Origin of the sequence: Salipiger abyssi (assembly GCF_017311415.1) — a bacterium.
Lineage (GTDB): Bacteria > Pseudomonadota > Alphaproteobacteria > Rhodobacterales > Rhodobacteraceae > Salipiger > Salipiger abyssi_A.
Genome location: NZ_JAEKIS010000005.1, coordinates 74,862 through 90,018 on the forward strand (window position 1 = coordinate 74,862; position 15,157 = coordinate 90,018).

Below are 15,157 nucleotides of genomic sequence, written 5' to 3' on the forward strand. Positions count from 1 at the left end.
ATGTCCGCGCCCATGACCGATTATTCCCGTTTCGCGATCTACTACGCGCCCGAGCCCGGGCCCTTTGCCGAGTTCTGCGCAAGCTGGCTCGGCTGGGATGCCGCAACCGGTACGCTCCGCGCCCATCCCGAGCTGCCCGGCCTGCCGCGCCCGGTGGCCGAGATCACCGCCACGCCGCGCAAATACGGCTTTCACGGCACGCTGAAGCCGCCCTTCCGCCTCACCGGCAGCCGCGCCGCGCTGGAGGCCGATCTGGCCGCGCTCGCCGCCCGGCTTGCCCCCGCCGAGATGCCGGGGCTGACCCTGTCGCGGCTCGGCTCGTTCCTCGCGCTGACGCCCGAGGGCGACACCACGGCCCTCGCCGCGCTCGCCGCCGAGACGGTGCGCGCACTCGACACGCACCGCGCCCCGCCCACCGAGGCCGAGCTGGAGCGCCGCCGCAAGGCGCGGCTCTCGCCCGCGCAGGAAGACAACCTCGCGCGCTGGGGCTATCCGTATGTGATGGAGGAGTTCCGCTTCCACCTCACCCTGTCGGGCCGGCTCTCCGCCGAGGATGCCACGCAAACCGCCGAGGCCCTGGAGCCGGTGCTGGCGCCGCTGCTGCCTCGCCCCTTCCGGGTCGGCGCGCTGGTGCTCTTTGGCGAGGCACCGGACGGGCGGTTCCACATCCTGCACCGCTACGTCCTCGCCGGCTGAAGCAGCGCAAGGAGCCGCGTCACGGCCTCGTCGAGCGCGCCGGAATTGTCGATCTCATGCACCGCCAGCCCTTCGGGCAGCGCCGCGCCCTGACGCGCCAGCCTGCGGGCGATGTCCTCGACCGTCTCGCGCCCCCGGTCGGCAAGCCGCTCCGCCAGAACCTCCGGTCGCGCGGTGACATGCAGCGCCGCCATGCCGGGAAACCGCGCCATCGCCTGCGGCAGGACCGCGCGCGACAGGTTGCAGAGCACCGGGTGCCCCTGCGCCAGCACCGTGTCGACCGTGGCCGGCACCCCGTAGCGCAGCCCATGCGCGGCCCAGTGCAGCGCGAAATCCCCCGCCGCCAGCCGCGCGTCGAATTCGGCCTCGCTCACGCCGTCGAAATCCTCGCCGCCGGCGTTGGCCGGGCGCGTGATCACGCGCCGCGCCAGATGCAGCCCGGGCAACCGCGCCGCCGCCGCTTCCATCAGCGTGTCCTTGCCGGCACCCGAAGGCCCGACCACCGCGTAAAACCGCCCCGTCATGCCGCCTGCGCCGGTGCAAAGCCGCTCACATCCACCTCGCGGTCGCAAACCTGCGCCCGCGCCTCGGCATCGTGAAAGATCCCCACGATGGCGGCGCCGCGCGCCTTGGCCTCCGCGATCAGCGCCAGCACCACCGCGCGGTTGGTGGCGTCGAGGCTGGCCGTTGGCTCGTCGAGCAGCATCGCCGGAAACAGATGCGCAAAGCCGCGCGCGATGTTCACCCGCTGCTGCTCGCCGCCTGAAAAGGTCGTTGGCGACAGCGTCCAGAGCCGCTCCGGCACATTGAGCCGCGCCAGCAGATCCCGGGCGCGTGCCTCTGCCTCAGCATGTGAGCCGCCCGCCGCCAGCACCGGCTCGGCCACCACATCGAGCGTCGGCACCCGTGGCACCACGCGCAGGAACTGGCTGACATAGCCCAGCACCTCGCGCCGCATCCTCAGGATCTCGCGCGGCTCGGCCCGGGCGACGTCCACATCGCCCACCCGGATCGCCCCGCCGCCGGCCAGGTAATTGCCATAGATCATCCGCATCAGCGTGGATTTGCCCGCGCCGGAATTGCCCACCAGCGCCACGCATTCCCCCGGCGCCACCGAGAGCGCCGCCCCCGCCATCACCGGGATCACCGCATCGCCCTGATTGTGCAGGACAAAGCTCTTCGACACATCGCTCAGCTCGATCATGATCTTCTTCTCTTTGCAAAATACGCGGGGGAGCGCGCCCCGGCGCGCGAGGGGCAACGCCCCATTCAGACCTGCAACACGCTCGATACAAGCAATTGCGTATAACCGTGCTGCGGATCGTCCAGCACCTGATCGGTGAGCCCGGTCTCGACCACATGGCCGCCCTTCATCACCATCAGCCGGTCGGCAAGCAGCCGCACCACCGCCAGATCGTGGGTGACAATGATGGCGCTCAGCCCCATCTCGCGCACCAGCCCGCGCAGAAGATCCAGCAGCCGCGCCTGCACCGAGACATCAAGCCCGCCGGTGGGCTCGTCCATGAACACAAGCCTCGGGCCGGTCACCAGATTGCGCGCGATCTGCAAGCGCTGTTGCATGCCACCGGAAAAGGCGCGCGGGCGGTCGTCCACCCGGTCGGCGGCGATCTCCACCCGGCCCAGCCAGTCAACCGCCTGCTCGCGGATCTGACCGTAATGCCGGGCGCCCACCGCCATCAGCCGCTCGCCCACATTGGCCCCGGCACTCACCCCCATGCGCAGCCCGTCGCGCGGGTTCTGATGCACAAAGGCCCAGTCGGTGCGCCCCAGCATCCGCCGCGCCGGTTCCGACATGGTCAGCACATCGCGCGGCCCCTCGGCGCGGGTGTCGAAGATCACCTCGCCCGCATCGGGGCTCAGATGCCCGGCAAGGCAGCTCAGCAGGGTCGATTTGCCCGAGCCGCTCTCGCCCACGATCCCCATCACCTCGCCGGGCCAGAGATCGAAACTCACATCGCCGCAGCCCAGCCGCGCGCCATAGCGTTTGGTAACGCCCTTCACCTGCAACAGCGGTGTCATGCCAGTTCCTCCGCCAAATCCTCGCCCGAAAGCCGCCCGCGATGCCCTTCGGCCCGCCGCGTAGAGCAGAAATCCGTGTCCGAGCAGACGAACATCCGCCCGCCTGCGTCGTCCACGATCACCTCGTCAAGATAGCTCGTCGCGCAGCCGCAGAGATCGCAGGGGTGATCGGCCTTACTGGCCTCAAACGGGTAATCCTCGAAATCGAGGCTCACGACCTGCGTATAGGGCGGGATCGCATATATCCGCTGTTCGCGCCCGGCGCCGAAAAGCTGGACCGCGGCGCTTTCCAGCCGCGGGTTGTCGAATTTCGGGATCGGCGACGGGTCCATCACGTAGCGCCCCTCCACCTGGACCGGATAGGCATAGGCGGTGGAGATCTCGCCGTTATGGGCGATGTCCTCGTAGAGTTTCACATGCATGAGCCCGTATTCCTCGAGCGCGTGCATCTTGCGGGTCTCGGTCTCGCGCGGTTCGAGAAAGCGCAGCGGCTCGGGGATCGGCACCTGATAGACGAGGATCTGCCCTTCGGCGAGCGGCGTCTCGGGGATGCGGTGGCGGGTCTGGATGAGGCTGGCCTCCTCAGTATGTTCGGTCACCGCCACCTGCGCGGTGCGCTGAAAGAACTTGCGGATCGAGACGGCGTTTGTGGTGTCGTCGGCGCCCTGGTCGATGACCTTGAGCGTGTCCGCAGGGGTCAGGCAGGCGGCGGTGACCTGCACGCCGCCGGTGCCCCAGCCATAGGGCATGGGCATCTCGCGGCTGGCAAAGGGCACCTGATAGCCGGGGATCGCCACGCCCTTGAGGATCGCACGGCGGATCATCCGCTTGGTCTGCTCGTCGAGATAGGCGAAATTATAGGCTGTCTCAGTCATCGTTCAGCGCCTCTTCGATGGTTGTCAGCGCGCCCGCGAGATCGGCACAGACCGCGTCTTCGGCCAGCCACAGCACGCGCCAGCCGCGCGCCCGCAGCCCGGTATGCATCTCCTGCGCCTCGGTGCGCAGGGTGGCGCTGTCGTAAAGCGCCACCGCCAGCCGCCTCTTTGCGCAGACAAACGGCAGCAGCCACGGCCCCACCGGCGCCTGGCGCCGGAACTTCGCACCGCCCAGTTGCCGCCGGCGCAGCGCCTGCCAAAGCAAAGCCTCCGCCGGCGTCGGCACCTGCCGCAGGATCCGCGCGTCATAGGTCTGGAAAAAGCTCTGCCGCATGGCCCGGCCTCCGCTGCCGCTCTCCATCCCCCTCCCAAACCCTCCCCCGATCCGGGGGAGGGCCCGACAGCAGGCTGACGGCACCAAGGTTAACGCCGGGTTTCCAAAGCTCCCTCCCCCGGCACGGGGGAGGGCTGGGGAGGGGGACAGCGACACGCACGTCATTCCGCCGCCTCCCGCATCGCGCCTGTCGCGCCGGCCCGCATCCGGCGCACCAGTTCGAGCTCGGACTGGAAATCCACGTAATGCGGCAGCTTGATATGTTCGAGAAAGCCGCTCGCCTGGATATTGTCCGCATGCGCCAGCACGAATTCCTCGTCCTGCGCCGGCGCGCCGAGATTGTCCTCGCCCAGCTCCTGCCAGCGCAGCGCCCGGTCGACCAGCGCCATGGAGATCGCCTTGCGCTCGGTCTGGCCGAAGACCAGCCCGTAGCCACGGGTGAATTGCGGCGGCTCGGTTTTCGAGCCGGCAAACTGGTTCACCGTCTCGCATTCGGTCAGGGTCACCTCGCCGATGCAGATCTCGAAGCCCAGCTCGGGCACCTCCATCTCCACCTCCACCGCGCCGATGCGCAGCTCGCCGACAAACGGGTGGTTGCGCCCGTAGCCGCGCTGGGTGGAATAGGCCATGCCCAGCACGAACCCCTCGTCGCCCCGCGTCAGCGCCTGCAAGCGCAGCGCCCGGTTGGCCGGGTAGTCCATCGGCTGCCGCGTCATGTCGGGCGGCACCGCCTCGCTCACCGCCTCGTCCTGGATCAGCCCGTCCTTGTTCAGAAATTCGGTGATCCGCGGCATCGGCGCCTCCGAAGGCGCGCTCTCCGGCGCCTCCGGCAACTCTCCATCCGCCGCAAGTTTGAAATCCAGCAACCGGTGGGTGTAGTCGAAGGTCGGCCCCAGCACCTGCCCGCCCGGCGCGTCCTTGAAGGTCGCGCTGATGCGGCGGTCGCAGCGCATGGCGCCGGTGTCGACGGCACGCGACGCACCGATGCGCGGCAGCGTCGTGCGATAGGCACGGATCAGAAAGATCGCCTCGATCAGATCGCCCCGCGCCTGCTTGATCGCCAGCGCCGCCAGATCGGGATCGTAAAGCGAGCCCTCGGCCATCACCCGGTTCACCGCGAGGCTCATCTGCTCGCGAATCTGATCCAGCCCCAGCTCGGCCACCGCCCGATCGCCGCGCCGCTCTTCGGCCAGCCAGTCATGCGCCGCGTCGATGGCCCGCTCGCCGCCTTTCACCGCCACATACATCAGAGCGCCTCCACAATGGTTGTGCGCGGCAGCGCCGCGATCCGCTCGCCCGCCGCAAGGAAACAGTCCCAGCCCAGCGGGAACAGCGCCCGGTTGGCATGGAAGGCACGGGTCTCGGGCAGCGACAGAAACGCCGCCTCGCGGATCCCCGGCCCGGTCAGCCGCGCCCCCTCCGCCGCCAGCCCGGGCAGCTCGGCGATCAGCGTCACCGAGCGGTCGGGATAGTCCGGCGTGCCGATCTGATAGGCGTCGAGCGGCTTCAGCGCCTCCCAGCCGCCCAGCGCGAACATCGCCTCGCCCGGCCCCACCAGCGGCGCGCCGATATGGAAGGCCACCCAGTCGCGCACCGCCGCGCCATCGTGCCCCGGCGCTAGATAAAGCGGCGTCTCGCGATCACAGAGCGTCAGCAGCAGCACCGAGGCCGCCACCGAGACTGGCGCGGGCGCCGCTGCGCCGCTCACCGTGTAAATGGTTCCCGGCCGTGCCATGGCCTCAAGTGCGGCGCGAAAGGCGCGCGCCGCCTCGACCGGCGCCTCGGCGAACCCACCGGAAAGCACGTCGTCCCGCATCACGCCTCCCCCCGCACCATGGTGAAGAAATCCACCTTCGTCGCCGCCGCCCTGGCCGCCCGCGCCCGGCGCGTCTCGGCCTCCGCCGCCTCCAGCGGCGCCAGCACCGCCGCGCGCAGCTCTTCGGCCCGGTCGCCCTGCATCAGCGCATCGACCAGCGCCGCGCGCTCCGCATGGGCCTTGTCGCGGCCCTGCACATAGGCGTGCCCGACCTCGCCGCTCTCCAGCCGCAGCGCGCAGCGCGTCACCGTCATCTCGCCCAGATTGAACGGCGCGCCGGTGCCGCCCATGCGGCCCCGCACCATGACACCGCCCACTTCCGGCACGCGCAGCCAGTCAAAGCCCGGCAGCTCGCCGAGCCCCTCGAGCCGCGCCGCAAGCTGTGACGCCGGCGCCCGGGCCAGCAGCCCCATCCAGCCCTTGCGGGCCTCGTTTCCGACATCCGTCATGCTCATCTGGACAACCTTGCCGATTTGTCTAAGATTCTATACAACTAGACAAATCATAGGCCCGACTCACATCAAAGCGCAAGCGGGCTCGCATGAAATTTCGATGACAGCGCCGATAGAGGCGCCCAGCAGAGACAGCGCAACACACTCAGAGCAAAGATGCCCCGCACCCCGATCTGGAAATCCATCGCCGCCGAGCTGGAGGGCGAGATCGCCCGCACCCTGTACCGCGCCGGCGACAAGCTGCCGACCGAGGCGGAGCTTTCCGCGCGCTTCGGCGTCAACCGCCACACCGCCCGCCGGGCGCTCGCGGATCTCGCCGAGCGCGGGCTGGTGCACAGCCGCAGGGGCGCCGGCGTGTTCGTGACGGCAACGCCGCTCGATTACGCCATTGGCGCGCGCGTGCGCTTTCACCGCAACATCCGCGCCACCGGCCGGCTGCCGGAAAAGCGCGTGCTGCGGGTCGAGACCCGACCCGCCGACACAGCCGAGGCCGAGGCGCTCGCCCTGCCGCCGGGCGCGCCGGTCATCGTCTACGAGGGGCTGTCGCTCGCCGAAGGCGCCCCCATCGCGCATTTCTTCAGCTGCTTTCCCGCCGAGCGCCTGCCCGGCCTCGCCGACACGCTGCGCGAGACCTCCTCGGTGACCGAGGCGCTGCGCCGCAACGGCGTGACCGATTACACCCGCGCCCGCACCCGGCTCACCGCCGAGGCCGCGAGCCCCACCCAGGCGCTGCATCTGGCCACCCGCGAGGGCGCGCCGCTCCTGCGCAGCGAGAGCGTCAATATCGACCCGGAGGGGCAGCCGGTGGAATACGGGCTGACCTGGTTCGCCGGCGACCGGGTGGCGCTGACCGTCGCGCCGGAGGACGCCTCGTAAACAATCGTCATGCGGGTGACATCTAGCCCCGGTACATCCTGTGGAAAAGTAATGAGCGGTACACGGGCATGACGGTCTTGCTTCCTCCCCTGCGCCTGACCGGCGCCACCATCCTCAGCGGCGGCGCGCTGCAAAAGCGCTCGCTGGTGGTTGCGGATGGCCTGATCACCAAAGGCCCCCTGCCCGAGGTGGACATGTCGGGCTATCTGATCCTGCCCGGCATCATCGACCTGCATGGCGACGCCTTCGAGCGCCATATCGCACCGCGCCCCTCTGCCCCCTTTCCCATCGAGGCCGGGCTGCGCTCGACCGACCGCGAGGCGGCAGCGCACGGGGTGACCACCGCCTGGCTGGCGCAATGCTGGAGCTGGGAAGGCGGCATGCGCAGCCCGGATTTCGCCGAGGCCGTGATGGCGGCGCTCGATGCCTACCGGCCCCGCGCACTCACCGATCTGCGCCTCCAGATCCGCTGCGAGACCCATATGCCCGAGACCCGCGCGCGTCTTCTGGCGGCGATCCGGCGGCACGGCATCGGCTATGTGATCTTCAACAACCACCTGCCGGAAACGCTGGCGGCGGTGGAGAGCGCGCCGCTGAAGGTCGCCGGCTGGGCCGAGCGCGGCGGGCGCAGCGTCGACGAGTTCGTCGCCGTGCTGCGCGCGGCCGAGGAGCAGCGGCGCGACGTGCCGCGCCATCTCTGCGCGCTGGCCGAGGCCTTCGACGCCATGGAGGTGCGCTATGGCAGCCATGACGATCCCGATGGCGAGACCCGCGAATATTACCGCATCATCGGCGCCCGCATCGCCGAGTTTCCGATCACGGCGGCAGCGGCGAAACTGGCGCGCGCCTGCAACGATCCGGTGCTGATGGGCGCACCCAATGTGGTGCGCGGCGGCTCGCAATCGGGCAATGTCTCGGCCACGCATCTGGTGGCGCGCGGGCTCTGCGACGCGCTGGTGTCGGATTATCACTACCCCTGCCTGGCGCAGGCGGCCTGGGTGCTGGTGGATCGCGGTTTGCGCACGCTGCCGCAGGCCTGGGACATGATCTCCCGCGTGCCCGCCGAGATCATGGGGCTCGCCGACCGGGGCTCGCTGGAGCGCGGCAAGCGCGCGGATTTCGTGGTGGTGAACGAGGCCACGCGCGAGATCGAGGCGACGGTGAGCGGCGGGCGGCTGGCCTATCTTGCGGGCGAGGCCGGGTCACGGCTGGTTGGCGCCATGCAGAGCACGCGAATGGCGGCGGAATAGGCGCGCGCGTGCGGTGGGCAGATCACCCTCCCTACGGATGTGCAGTGCATCGGCGCGGAACAAGACGAAGTCGCCTCTCACACATCGCAAAGCGATGTGTTGCCGGCAGGCGTTTGCCAGCAAACGCCGGGAGGCGCGCCATCGTCATGCCGGAGGCATGCCTCTGGCATGACCCGTCCCGTCGCACCAAAGGTGCGCCGTTTATAATCGGCACACTTTCGGCGTGACGGGCCGGCGATTTGGTGACGTAGGTGCTTCGTTTTGAGGTTCTTCGGATTTGGCCGGGATAAATCGAGAGATTCTTGCCCTCGCATCACCGTTCCACGGCCTGGCGATGGCGCAGCTCGCATAGGTCCGGGTGGCCGTAGGGTGGGCAATTTGCCCACCGCCCCTTGCCCCGCCTCACTCATACCTTTCGAGAAACGCCTCCACCGGCATCGTCCGGAAATCGTCCAGCCGAGCCCGCAACGTGGCGTGGTCCCACTCCCACCAGGCCAGCGCCAGAAGCCGCTCGGCCACTGCTGCGGGAAACCGTTCGCGCAACGGTACAGCCGGCACGCCCACGACGATCATGTATGGCGCGACGTCCTTCGTCACCACGGCGCCCGCGCCCACGACGGCGCCATCTCCAATGGTTACCTCCGGCCGCACCACCGCGCCGTGACCGATCCACGTATCGTGCCCGATAGAGGCCCGCCGCGACAGGCGATGCGCAAAGAACGCCTCATCGCGCTCTGCATCGTCCCAGTAATCGCCCGAACGATAGAGGAAATGGTGCAGCGACGGCTGGCCCATCGGGTGATCGGTCGGCCCGATCCGGGAGAAGCTCGCGATATTGGCGAATTTTCCCACCGAGGCGTTGGCGATATCCGCATAGCGGTCGCAATAGGAATAGTCGCCCATCTCCACATGCGACAGCCGCGAGCCGCGCCCGATCTCGACAAAGCGCCCGAACACGCAGCCCGTCAGCTCGCAATCGGGGTGGAAAAAAGGGGCATCCCCGAGCCGCGCCATCACGACCCCGAGATCAGCTTGCGACGCAGCCAGCCCGAAAGGCTGTCCATCGCCATCACCATGAGCACCACCAGAACGATGTAATAGCTCACCTCTTCCCAGTCCTTCTGGGTGATCATCGCCTGGGTCAGCAGCAACCCGATACCGCCGCCGGTGATCGCGCCGATGATCGTGGCGGAGCGGGTGTTGGATTCGAGGTAATAGAAGAGCTGCGAGATCAGCACCGGCGTGATCTGCGGGATCACCCCGAAACGGTAGCTCTGCAAGGGCCTGGCACCGGTCGAGGACACGCCTTCGATCTGCTTGCCGTCGACATTCTCCAGCGCCTCGGAAAAGAGCTTGCCGAAGGTGCCCGTGTCGGTCAGCAGGATCGCCAGCGACCCGGTGAGCGGCCCTGGCCCGAAGGCGCGGCTGAGCACGATGGTCCAGATCAGCCCATCCACCCCGCGCAGGAAGTCGAACACCCGCCGCACGCCAAAGCGCAGCGCCACCAGCGGCGCAAAGTTCTTGGCCGACAGGAACGCCAGCGGCAGCGCCACGATGGCCGCGCCGAAGGTGCCGAGGAAGGCCATAAGGATCGTCTCGAACAGCGCCCAGGCGACATCGGCGTGGCGCCACATATTGTTCTGCCAGAAATCGTGCCAGGCGCCCGCGATGTTCGACCGCGACGCGTCGAGACGGTCACCCAGCAGGATCTCACCCAGCCCGTGGCCGTGATAGGGGCTGTCCAGCGTGAAGAAAAACAGCTCCCAGCCGGGGAAATAGCGGAACAGCTCGGTCTTGTTGCGGGTGAGCGACACGCGCCCCGCCTCGGTCTGCACCTGGAGCCGCGTGCGCGAGGCGGAAATCCAGTCCGGCAGCGCTTCGGGCAGGTTCGACGTGACCGTCCGCCCGTCCATATGCGCCACGATTGGGCCGAAGCCCGGCACATCATAGGTGAACCCGCCTGCTGGATCGAAGACCACCACATGTCCCTCGCCCAGATCGACACGGGTGCCCGCGGCGTCCGGCGTCACCCAGTCGGGCTCGGTGCCCGGCGCATAGGTGCCCTTGCGCTCGCCCTCGATGGCCACGGTCAGCGCGCCGGAGCGGTTGTCCTGCGTGACATGGGTCTTGTAGCTGTAGGCATCCGAGACCAGCGCGCGGGCATTGTCCATGCGGGCGCGTTCGGCGAGGCCCGGAATGTCGAAGGCAAAGAAAACATAGACCAGATAGACCAGCACCAGCGCGGGCAGGCCGAAGGAGATCAGCCGCTTGCGAGCAAAGAGCCGGTCGGCGGAGGCGTAGAGCGCGGCGTCGGCCATCAGTGGCTCCCTTTCTTCGCGATCATGGCGTTGCGGATATGCGAGGAGAGCTGGTCGAAGACCACGATAGTGGCGAAGAGCAGGATGAAGATCGCCGCCGCCTCGTCGAACTTGCCCTGCCCCCAGGACATGGCATTCTTCAGTTCGTAACCGATGCCGCCGGCGCCGACGAAGCCGAGGATGGCGGAGGCGCGGATATTGATCTCGAAGCGCAGCAGCGCGTAGCTGAAGTAATTCGGCGAGACCTGCGGCACGACGCCGAGCCACATGCGCTGGAACCAGGTGGCGCCGACCGATTGCAGCCCCTCGACCGGTTTCAGATCGGCGTTCTCGTTGACCTCGGAGAAGAGCTTGCCCAGCGCGCCGGCGGTGTGAAAGGCGATGGCGATCATCGCGGGCACCGGCCCGCCGCCGAGAATGAAAATCAGCACCAGCGCGATGACGATCTCGGGCACCGCGCGCATGATGTCCATGCTCCGGCGAAACAGCGGAATGAGCCGTGGCCAACGGGCAAGGCCCCGCGTGGAAAGCAGCGACAGCGCCATGGCCAGCACAGCGCCGATGAGGGTCGAGACGGCGGCGATATTGACGGTCTCCACCAGCGCCGGGAAATAGGTGACGAGATGGCCCGGCAACTGGTCGAGCTTCGGCGCGGTGTCGGCGATGACATCGGCGGGAAAGTCGAACACATGCGGCAGCCCGCGCCAGAAGCCGCCGGCGTTGCGCTCGTCGGCCAGCATAAAGCCGGAGGCCATGAGCGCCACAAAGACCGCCAGAACCAGCCCGCCGTAAAGCCGCTTGCGGGCCATCAGCGCCATGTAATGGGCGCGCGTGTCGAATGTAGGGTCGGCGTGGGTCATGAGTGGCTCGTCAAGCGTGGGAGAGGCGGGAGGCCCCGGATCGGGGTCCGGGGCGCGGGTCTTCCGCGCCCACCCGTCCCGGGCTTGATCCGGGACCTCACCGGACACCACCGGCGCGGGAGATGGGCACAGAAAAAGGCCCCGCGTCTGCCGCGGGGCCCTCCATCAAACTCCGATCAGTTCGACTTGGCCTGACGGGCCGCGATGATCGAGAGGTAGTTATCGTGGCCGATGGGCTTGAAGCCCAGCGATTCACCGGCGGAGATGTTGTAGGTGCACTCCTGATCGGCCTCGTACATGCCGTCGATAAGCGCGGTCATCTTGTCCTTCACATCCTGCGGCAGCGATTTGCGCAGCACGATCGGGCCTTCGGGGATCTCTTTCGACCGCCAGATCTCGGTCAGCTCGTTCATGTCGATGAGGCCCGCGTCCACCGCCTTGCGCAGCGCGCCGGAGTTGTAGCCGTCTTCCCAGGCGCCCTGGCCATCGGCCCAGGTCACACCGGCATCCACGTCGCCATTGTTCACCGCGACGATGGTCTGCTCATGACCGCCGGTGAACTTCACTTCCTTGAAGTAGTCGCCCGACTCCATGGTGATGCCGTCTTTGTATTGCGGGATCTCGATGGAGGGGATCAGGTAGCCCGAGGTCGAGTTCGGATCGCCGAAGCCGAAGGTCTTGCCTTCCATGTCGTCCAGCGAGGCAACACCGCTGTCCTTGCGAGCGAAGCCGATGGAGTAATAGCCGATGGAACCGTCCATATTGACCTTGACCAGCACCGGCTCGACCGCTTCGGGATCGGAGAGATAGGTGGCCGCATAACCCGAGGCGCCGAGCCAGGCCATATCCAGCGTGCCGCCCAGCAGGCCCTGGATCACGCCGTTATAGTCGGCGGGGGCAAAGAGCTTGACCGGAACGCCGAGCGTTTCCTCGGAATACTCTTTCAGGCATTCGTGGTTGTTCAGGCGGTCCTGCGCGTTTTCGCCGCCGAGGATGCCGATATTGAACTCGGTGATCTCCTGCGCCGAGGCGGCGGAAACCAGCGCGGTGGTGGCCAGTGCGGCCGCGATGAGCTTTTTCATGGGTCTTCCCTCTCTGTCAGTGAACGCCCCGTCCCTCGGGGCCTCATGGAAGCTGGTTCAGACCGAGACCTCGGCCTGACGGATCTCCGTCTGGGCCACGGGGTCGCGGATTTCGGTGGAGGTGGCGTCTTCGGAAAACTCCGCCCCCGCGCCATAGATGTCGCGGGCGACGCCGGTGGTGAGCTGTTCGGGTGTGCCGTCAAAGACGATGCGCCCGTCGCGCATCCCGATCACCCGGTCGCAATAGCGCCGCGCGGTGTCGAGCGTGTGCAGGTTGGCGATGACCATGCGGCCATCCTCGTCATGGATGCGGCGCAGGGCCTCCATGACGATCTGCGCGTTCATCGGGTCGAGCGAGGCAATCGGCTCGTCGGCCAGAATGACCCTGGGGTCCTGCATCAGCGCCCGCGCGATGGCGACGCGCTGCTGCTGACCGCCCGACAGCGCCTCGGCGCGTTTCGCGGCGTGATCGGCGATGCCCAGACGGTCGAGAATGTCGATGGCGCGGTGAATGTCCTCACGCGGGTAGAGGTTGAACATCGTGGAGAGCGTCGGACGCTTGGCCAACGTGCCGTGCAGCACGTTGGACACCACATCCATGCGCGGCACCAGGTTGAACTGCTGAAAGATCATCGCGCAGTCGGATTGCCAGGCGCGCCGTTCGGCGCCTTTCAGTGCCAGCACGTTGCGGCCCTCGAAACGGATCTCGCCCTCGGTCGCATCGGTCAGCCGGTTCATCATGCGCAGGAAGGTCGACTTGCCGGCACCGGAGCGGCCGATGATGCCGATCATCCTCGGGCGGTCGACGGCAAAGCTCGCGTTGTCCACGGCCGTGTTCGCGCCGAAGCGCTTGGTCAGCTGGTCTACGACGAGCATGTGTCCCCCGAGTTCATCGTTTCGAGGCTCTATAAAGATGCGCTGGTATCGGCTGCGTGACGGTTTCTTGTCGAAACCCTCACCGAACGGTGAAGCTTTGATGACAGGATAGGGCGACGGAGTGGAGATTGCGGCCCGCCGGGATTGGTGATCTACAACGGGAATAGCCCAACGGCACCGCACTCTTCGACGGCGCCGAGACCCCGGACAGACCGAAACGCGCCCCATGGCAGAGACTCCCAGCCCCGAACAGGCGATGGCGCCCCCCCTTCCCGATTTCATCGCCGGGCTGCTGCTGATGGCGGTCACCGGATTGGTGGCGCTGCGCGAATGGGGCGGGCCGGCGGCGCTCGACCCGCTGCTCTTCCTGCTGTTGGGGTTGCTGGTGGCGGTGCTGTTTTTCCAGGTGCGCCCCGGGCGCAAGGGCTTCGTCATCGTGGCGCTGGCGCTCACCGGAGCGCTGATCTGGCGCGGCGGCGACTGGCAGGAAGTGGTGCTGCGCGCCGCCCGCTCCGCCGCCTTCATCGGCGCCTTCTTCACCGCGCTGGCGACGCTGCGCAGCGCCGCAGAGCCGTCGCAGGCGATCCGCGCGGGGGGCAGCTTTCTGGCGCGCCAGCCGCCGGGGCGGCGCTATCTGGCGCTGACCATGGGCGGCACCGCCTTTGCGCTGATCCTCAATTACGGCGCGATCTCGCTGCTGGGCAGCCTCGCCACGGCGGCGGCGCAGGAAGAGCCCGATGCCGAGATCCGCAACCATCGCCGCCGCCGCATGCTGCTGGCGATCCAGCGCGGTTTCATCACCTCGCTGCCCTGGTCGCCGCTGTCCTTTGCCGTGGCCATCACCACGGTGCTGATCCCCGGCACGAGCTGGGGCAGCGTGCTGCTGCCGGCGCTCGGCACCTCCGCGCTGATGACGCTGATCGGCTGGGGGCTGGATACGCTGTTCAAGCCGCGCCTCAGCCACCCCGCCAAGACACCCGAGCCCGAGGGCTCCTGGGCGCTGATGCTGCCGCTGCTCGCGCTGCTTGCGATCCTCGCCGCCAGCGTGCTGGTGCTGGGGGCGCTGACCGGCATCCGGGTGGTCGGGCTGGTGCTGGTGATCGTGCCGGCGATGGCGCTGGTCTGGGCGGCGCTCCAGGCGCGCGCCGGCGCCGCGCCGCTGCGCCGGCGGCTGTCGGATTACTGTTTCCGCGAGATGCCCAGCTATCGCGGCGAGGTGCTCTTGCTGATGATGGCGGGCTATATCGGCACGGTCGCGGCCCCGCTGCTGGTGCCGCTGGTCAAGGCCAGCGGCTTTCACCCCGAAGATCTGCCGCCCTGGCTGGTGCTGGCGGGCCTCGTCTGGGTGATCCCGCTCGCGGGACAGTTCGCCATGAACCCGATCCTCGCGGTCACCATGATCGCGCCGCTGCTGCCGAGCCCCGCCGCGCTCGGCGTCACGCCGGTGGCGCTGGTCACCGCGATCACCGCGGGCTGGGCGCTTGGCGGCATCAGCTCGCCCTTTACCGCCACGACGCTGCTCACCGGTTCCTTCGGCAATGTCAGCGCACGTCATGTGGGTCTGCGCTGGAACGGCAGCTATATGGTGACCGCTTTGGTGGCACTGCCGCTCTGGGTTTTGGCCTATGCCTATCTGCTGAGCTGAAATTTGCTTGCACACGAATGACTCGCGGTGCCAGTCT

Annotated in this window: 17 protein-coding genes; 4 read left to right on the plus strand and 13 right to left on the minus strand. The window is 68.0% G+C overall.

Annotation, left to right across the window (positions count from 1 at the left end):
- Complete coding sequence (locus tag I6N89_RS08605; protein WP_207017905.1) at positions 1–696, plus strand: DUF1045 domain-containing protein; 696 nt, start codon at positions 1–3, stop codon at positions 694–696.
- Here the strand turns inward: I6N89_RS08605 and phnN are convergent.
- From phnN to phnG, 8 genes are all read right to left on the minus strand, one after another.
- On the minus strand, positions 678–1,220 hold the full coding sequence (phnN, locus tag I6N89_RS08610) for a phosphonate metabolism protein/1,5-bisphosphokinase (PRPP-forming) PhnN (RefSeq protein ID WP_207017906.1): 543 nt from the start codon (positions 1,218–1,220) through the stop codon (positions 678–680). The two genes, I6N89_RS08605 and phnN, sit on opposite strands and share 19 nt — an antisense overlap.
- Entirely contained in the window at positions 1,217–1,900 is a 684-nt protein-coding gene (gene phnL / locus I6N89_RS08615) for a phosphonate C-P lyase system protein PhnL (protein WP_207017907.1), read from the minus strand. Before phnL ends, phnN begins: the two co-directional genes overlap by 4 nt.
- A 65-nt stretch (positions 1,901–1,965) precedes the next feature.
- Positions 1,966–2,736 carry a phosphonate C-P lyase system protein PhnK gene (phnK, locus tag I6N89_RS08620; protein WP_207017908.1) on the minus strand — a complete coding sequence of 257 codons (771 nt, stop codon included), beginning with the start codon at positions 2,734–2,736 and terminating at the stop codon, positions 1,966–1,968.
- The gene (locus I6N89_RS08625) at positions 2,733–3,611 is read right to left on the minus strand and encodes an alpha-D-ribose 1-methylphosphonate 5-phosphate C-P-lyase PhnJ (RefSeq protein ID WP_207017909.1); all 879 of its coding nucleotides are present in this window, start codon (positions 3,609–3,611) and stop codon (positions 2,733–2,735) included. Before I6N89_RS08625 ends, phnK begins: the two co-directional genes overlap by 4 nt.
- Positions 3,604–3,945 carry a DUF559 domain-containing protein gene (locus I6N89_RS08630; RefSeq protein WP_207017910.1) on the minus strand — a complete coding sequence of 114 codons (342 nt, stop codon included), beginning with the start codon at positions 3,943–3,945 and terminating at the stop codon, positions 3,604–3,606. Before I6N89_RS08630 ends, I6N89_RS08625 begins: the two co-directional genes overlap by 8 nt.
- 161 nt (positions 3,946–4,106) lie before the next feature.
- A complete protein-coding gene (locus I6N89_RS08635) occupies positions 4,107–5,192 on the minus strand; it encodes a carbon-phosphorus lyase complex subunit PhnI (RefSeq protein WP_207017911.1) in 1,086 nt (361 codons plus the stop codon).
- Complete coding sequence (gene phnH / locus I6N89_RS08640) at positions 5,192–5,761, minus strand: phosphonate C-P lyase system protein PhnH (protein ID WP_207017912.1); 570 nt, start codon at positions 5,759–5,761, stop codon at positions 5,192–5,194. The genes I6N89_RS08635 and phnH overlap by 1 nt, the downstream gene beginning before the upstream one ends.
- Positions 5,761–6,216 (minus strand): phosphonate C-P lyase system protein PhnG, encoded by a 456-nt coding sequence (gene phnG / locus I6N89_RS08645; RefSeq protein WP_419247619.1) that lies wholly within the window; start codon positions 6,214–6,216, stop codon positions 5,761–5,763. The genes phnH and phnG overlap by 1 nt, the downstream gene beginning before the upstream one ends.
- A gap of 153 nt (positions 6,217–6,369) precedes the next feature.
- On the opposite strand from phnG, the gene phnF reads away from it, so the two are divergent.
- Positions 6,370–7,089, plus strand: a complete 720-nt coding sequence (phnF, locus tag I6N89_RS08650; protein WP_207017913.1) for a phosphonate metabolism transcriptional regulator PhnF — start codon at positions 6,370–6,372, stop codon at positions 7,087–7,089.
- Between the two features lie 68 nt (positions 7,090–7,157).
- Entirely contained in the window at positions 7,158–8,339 is a 1,182-nt protein-coding gene (locus tag I6N89_RS08655; protein ID WP_207017914.1) for an alpha-D-ribose 1-methylphosphonate 5-triphosphate diphosphatase, read from the plus strand.
- Positions 8,340–8,741: 402 nt separating this feature from the next.
- On the opposite strand, the gene I6N89_RS08660 is transcribed toward I6N89_RS08655, so the two are convergent.
- From I6N89_RS08660 to phnC, 5 genes are all read right to left on the minus strand, one after another.
- Entirely contained in the window at positions 8,742–9,353 is a 612-nt protein-coding gene (locus tag I6N89_RS08660; protein WP_207017915.1) for a DapH/DapD/GlmU-related protein, read from the minus strand.
- A complete protein-coding gene (phnE, locus tag I6N89_RS08665; protein ID WP_207017918.1) occupies positions 9,353–10,657 on the minus strand; it encodes a phosphonate ABC transporter, permease protein PhnE in 1,305 nt (434 codons plus the stop codon). Before phnE (I6N89_RS08665) ends, I6N89_RS08660 begins: the two co-directional genes overlap by 1 nt.
- Positions 10,657–11,517, minus strand: coding sequence for a phosphonate ABC transporter, permease protein PhnE (phnE, locus tag I6N89_RS08670; protein ID WP_207017920.1), 861 nt, complete (start codon positions 11,515–11,517; stop codon positions 10,657–10,659). Before phnE (I6N89_RS08670) ends, phnE (I6N89_RS08665) begins: the two co-directional genes overlap by 1 nt.
- 176 nt (positions 11,518–11,693) lie before the next feature.
- Positions 11,694–12,599 carry a phosphonate ABC transporter substrate-binding protein gene (gene phnD, locus I6N89_RS08675; protein ID WP_207017922.1) on the minus strand — a complete coding sequence of 302 codons (906 nt, stop codon included), beginning with the start codon at positions 12,597–12,599 and terminating at the stop codon, positions 11,694–11,696.
- A 57-nt stretch (positions 12,600–12,656) separates the two neighbouring features.
- The gene (gene phnC / locus I6N89_RS08680) at positions 12,657–13,475 is read right to left on the minus strand and encodes a phosphonate ABC transporter ATP-binding protein (protein WP_207017923.1); all 819 of its coding nucleotides are present in this window, start codon (positions 13,473–13,475) and stop codon (positions 12,657–12,659) included.
- Between the two features lie 226 nt (positions 13,476–13,701).
- On the opposite strand from phnC, the gene I6N89_RS08685 reads away from it, so the two are divergent.
- On the plus strand, positions 13,702–15,120 hold the full coding sequence (locus I6N89_RS08685) for a hypothetical protein (RefSeq protein ID WP_236016514.1): 1,419 nt from the start codon (positions 13,702–13,704) through the stop codon (positions 15,118–15,120).
- The last annotated feature ends 37 nt before the right edge of the window (positions 15,121–15,157 follow it).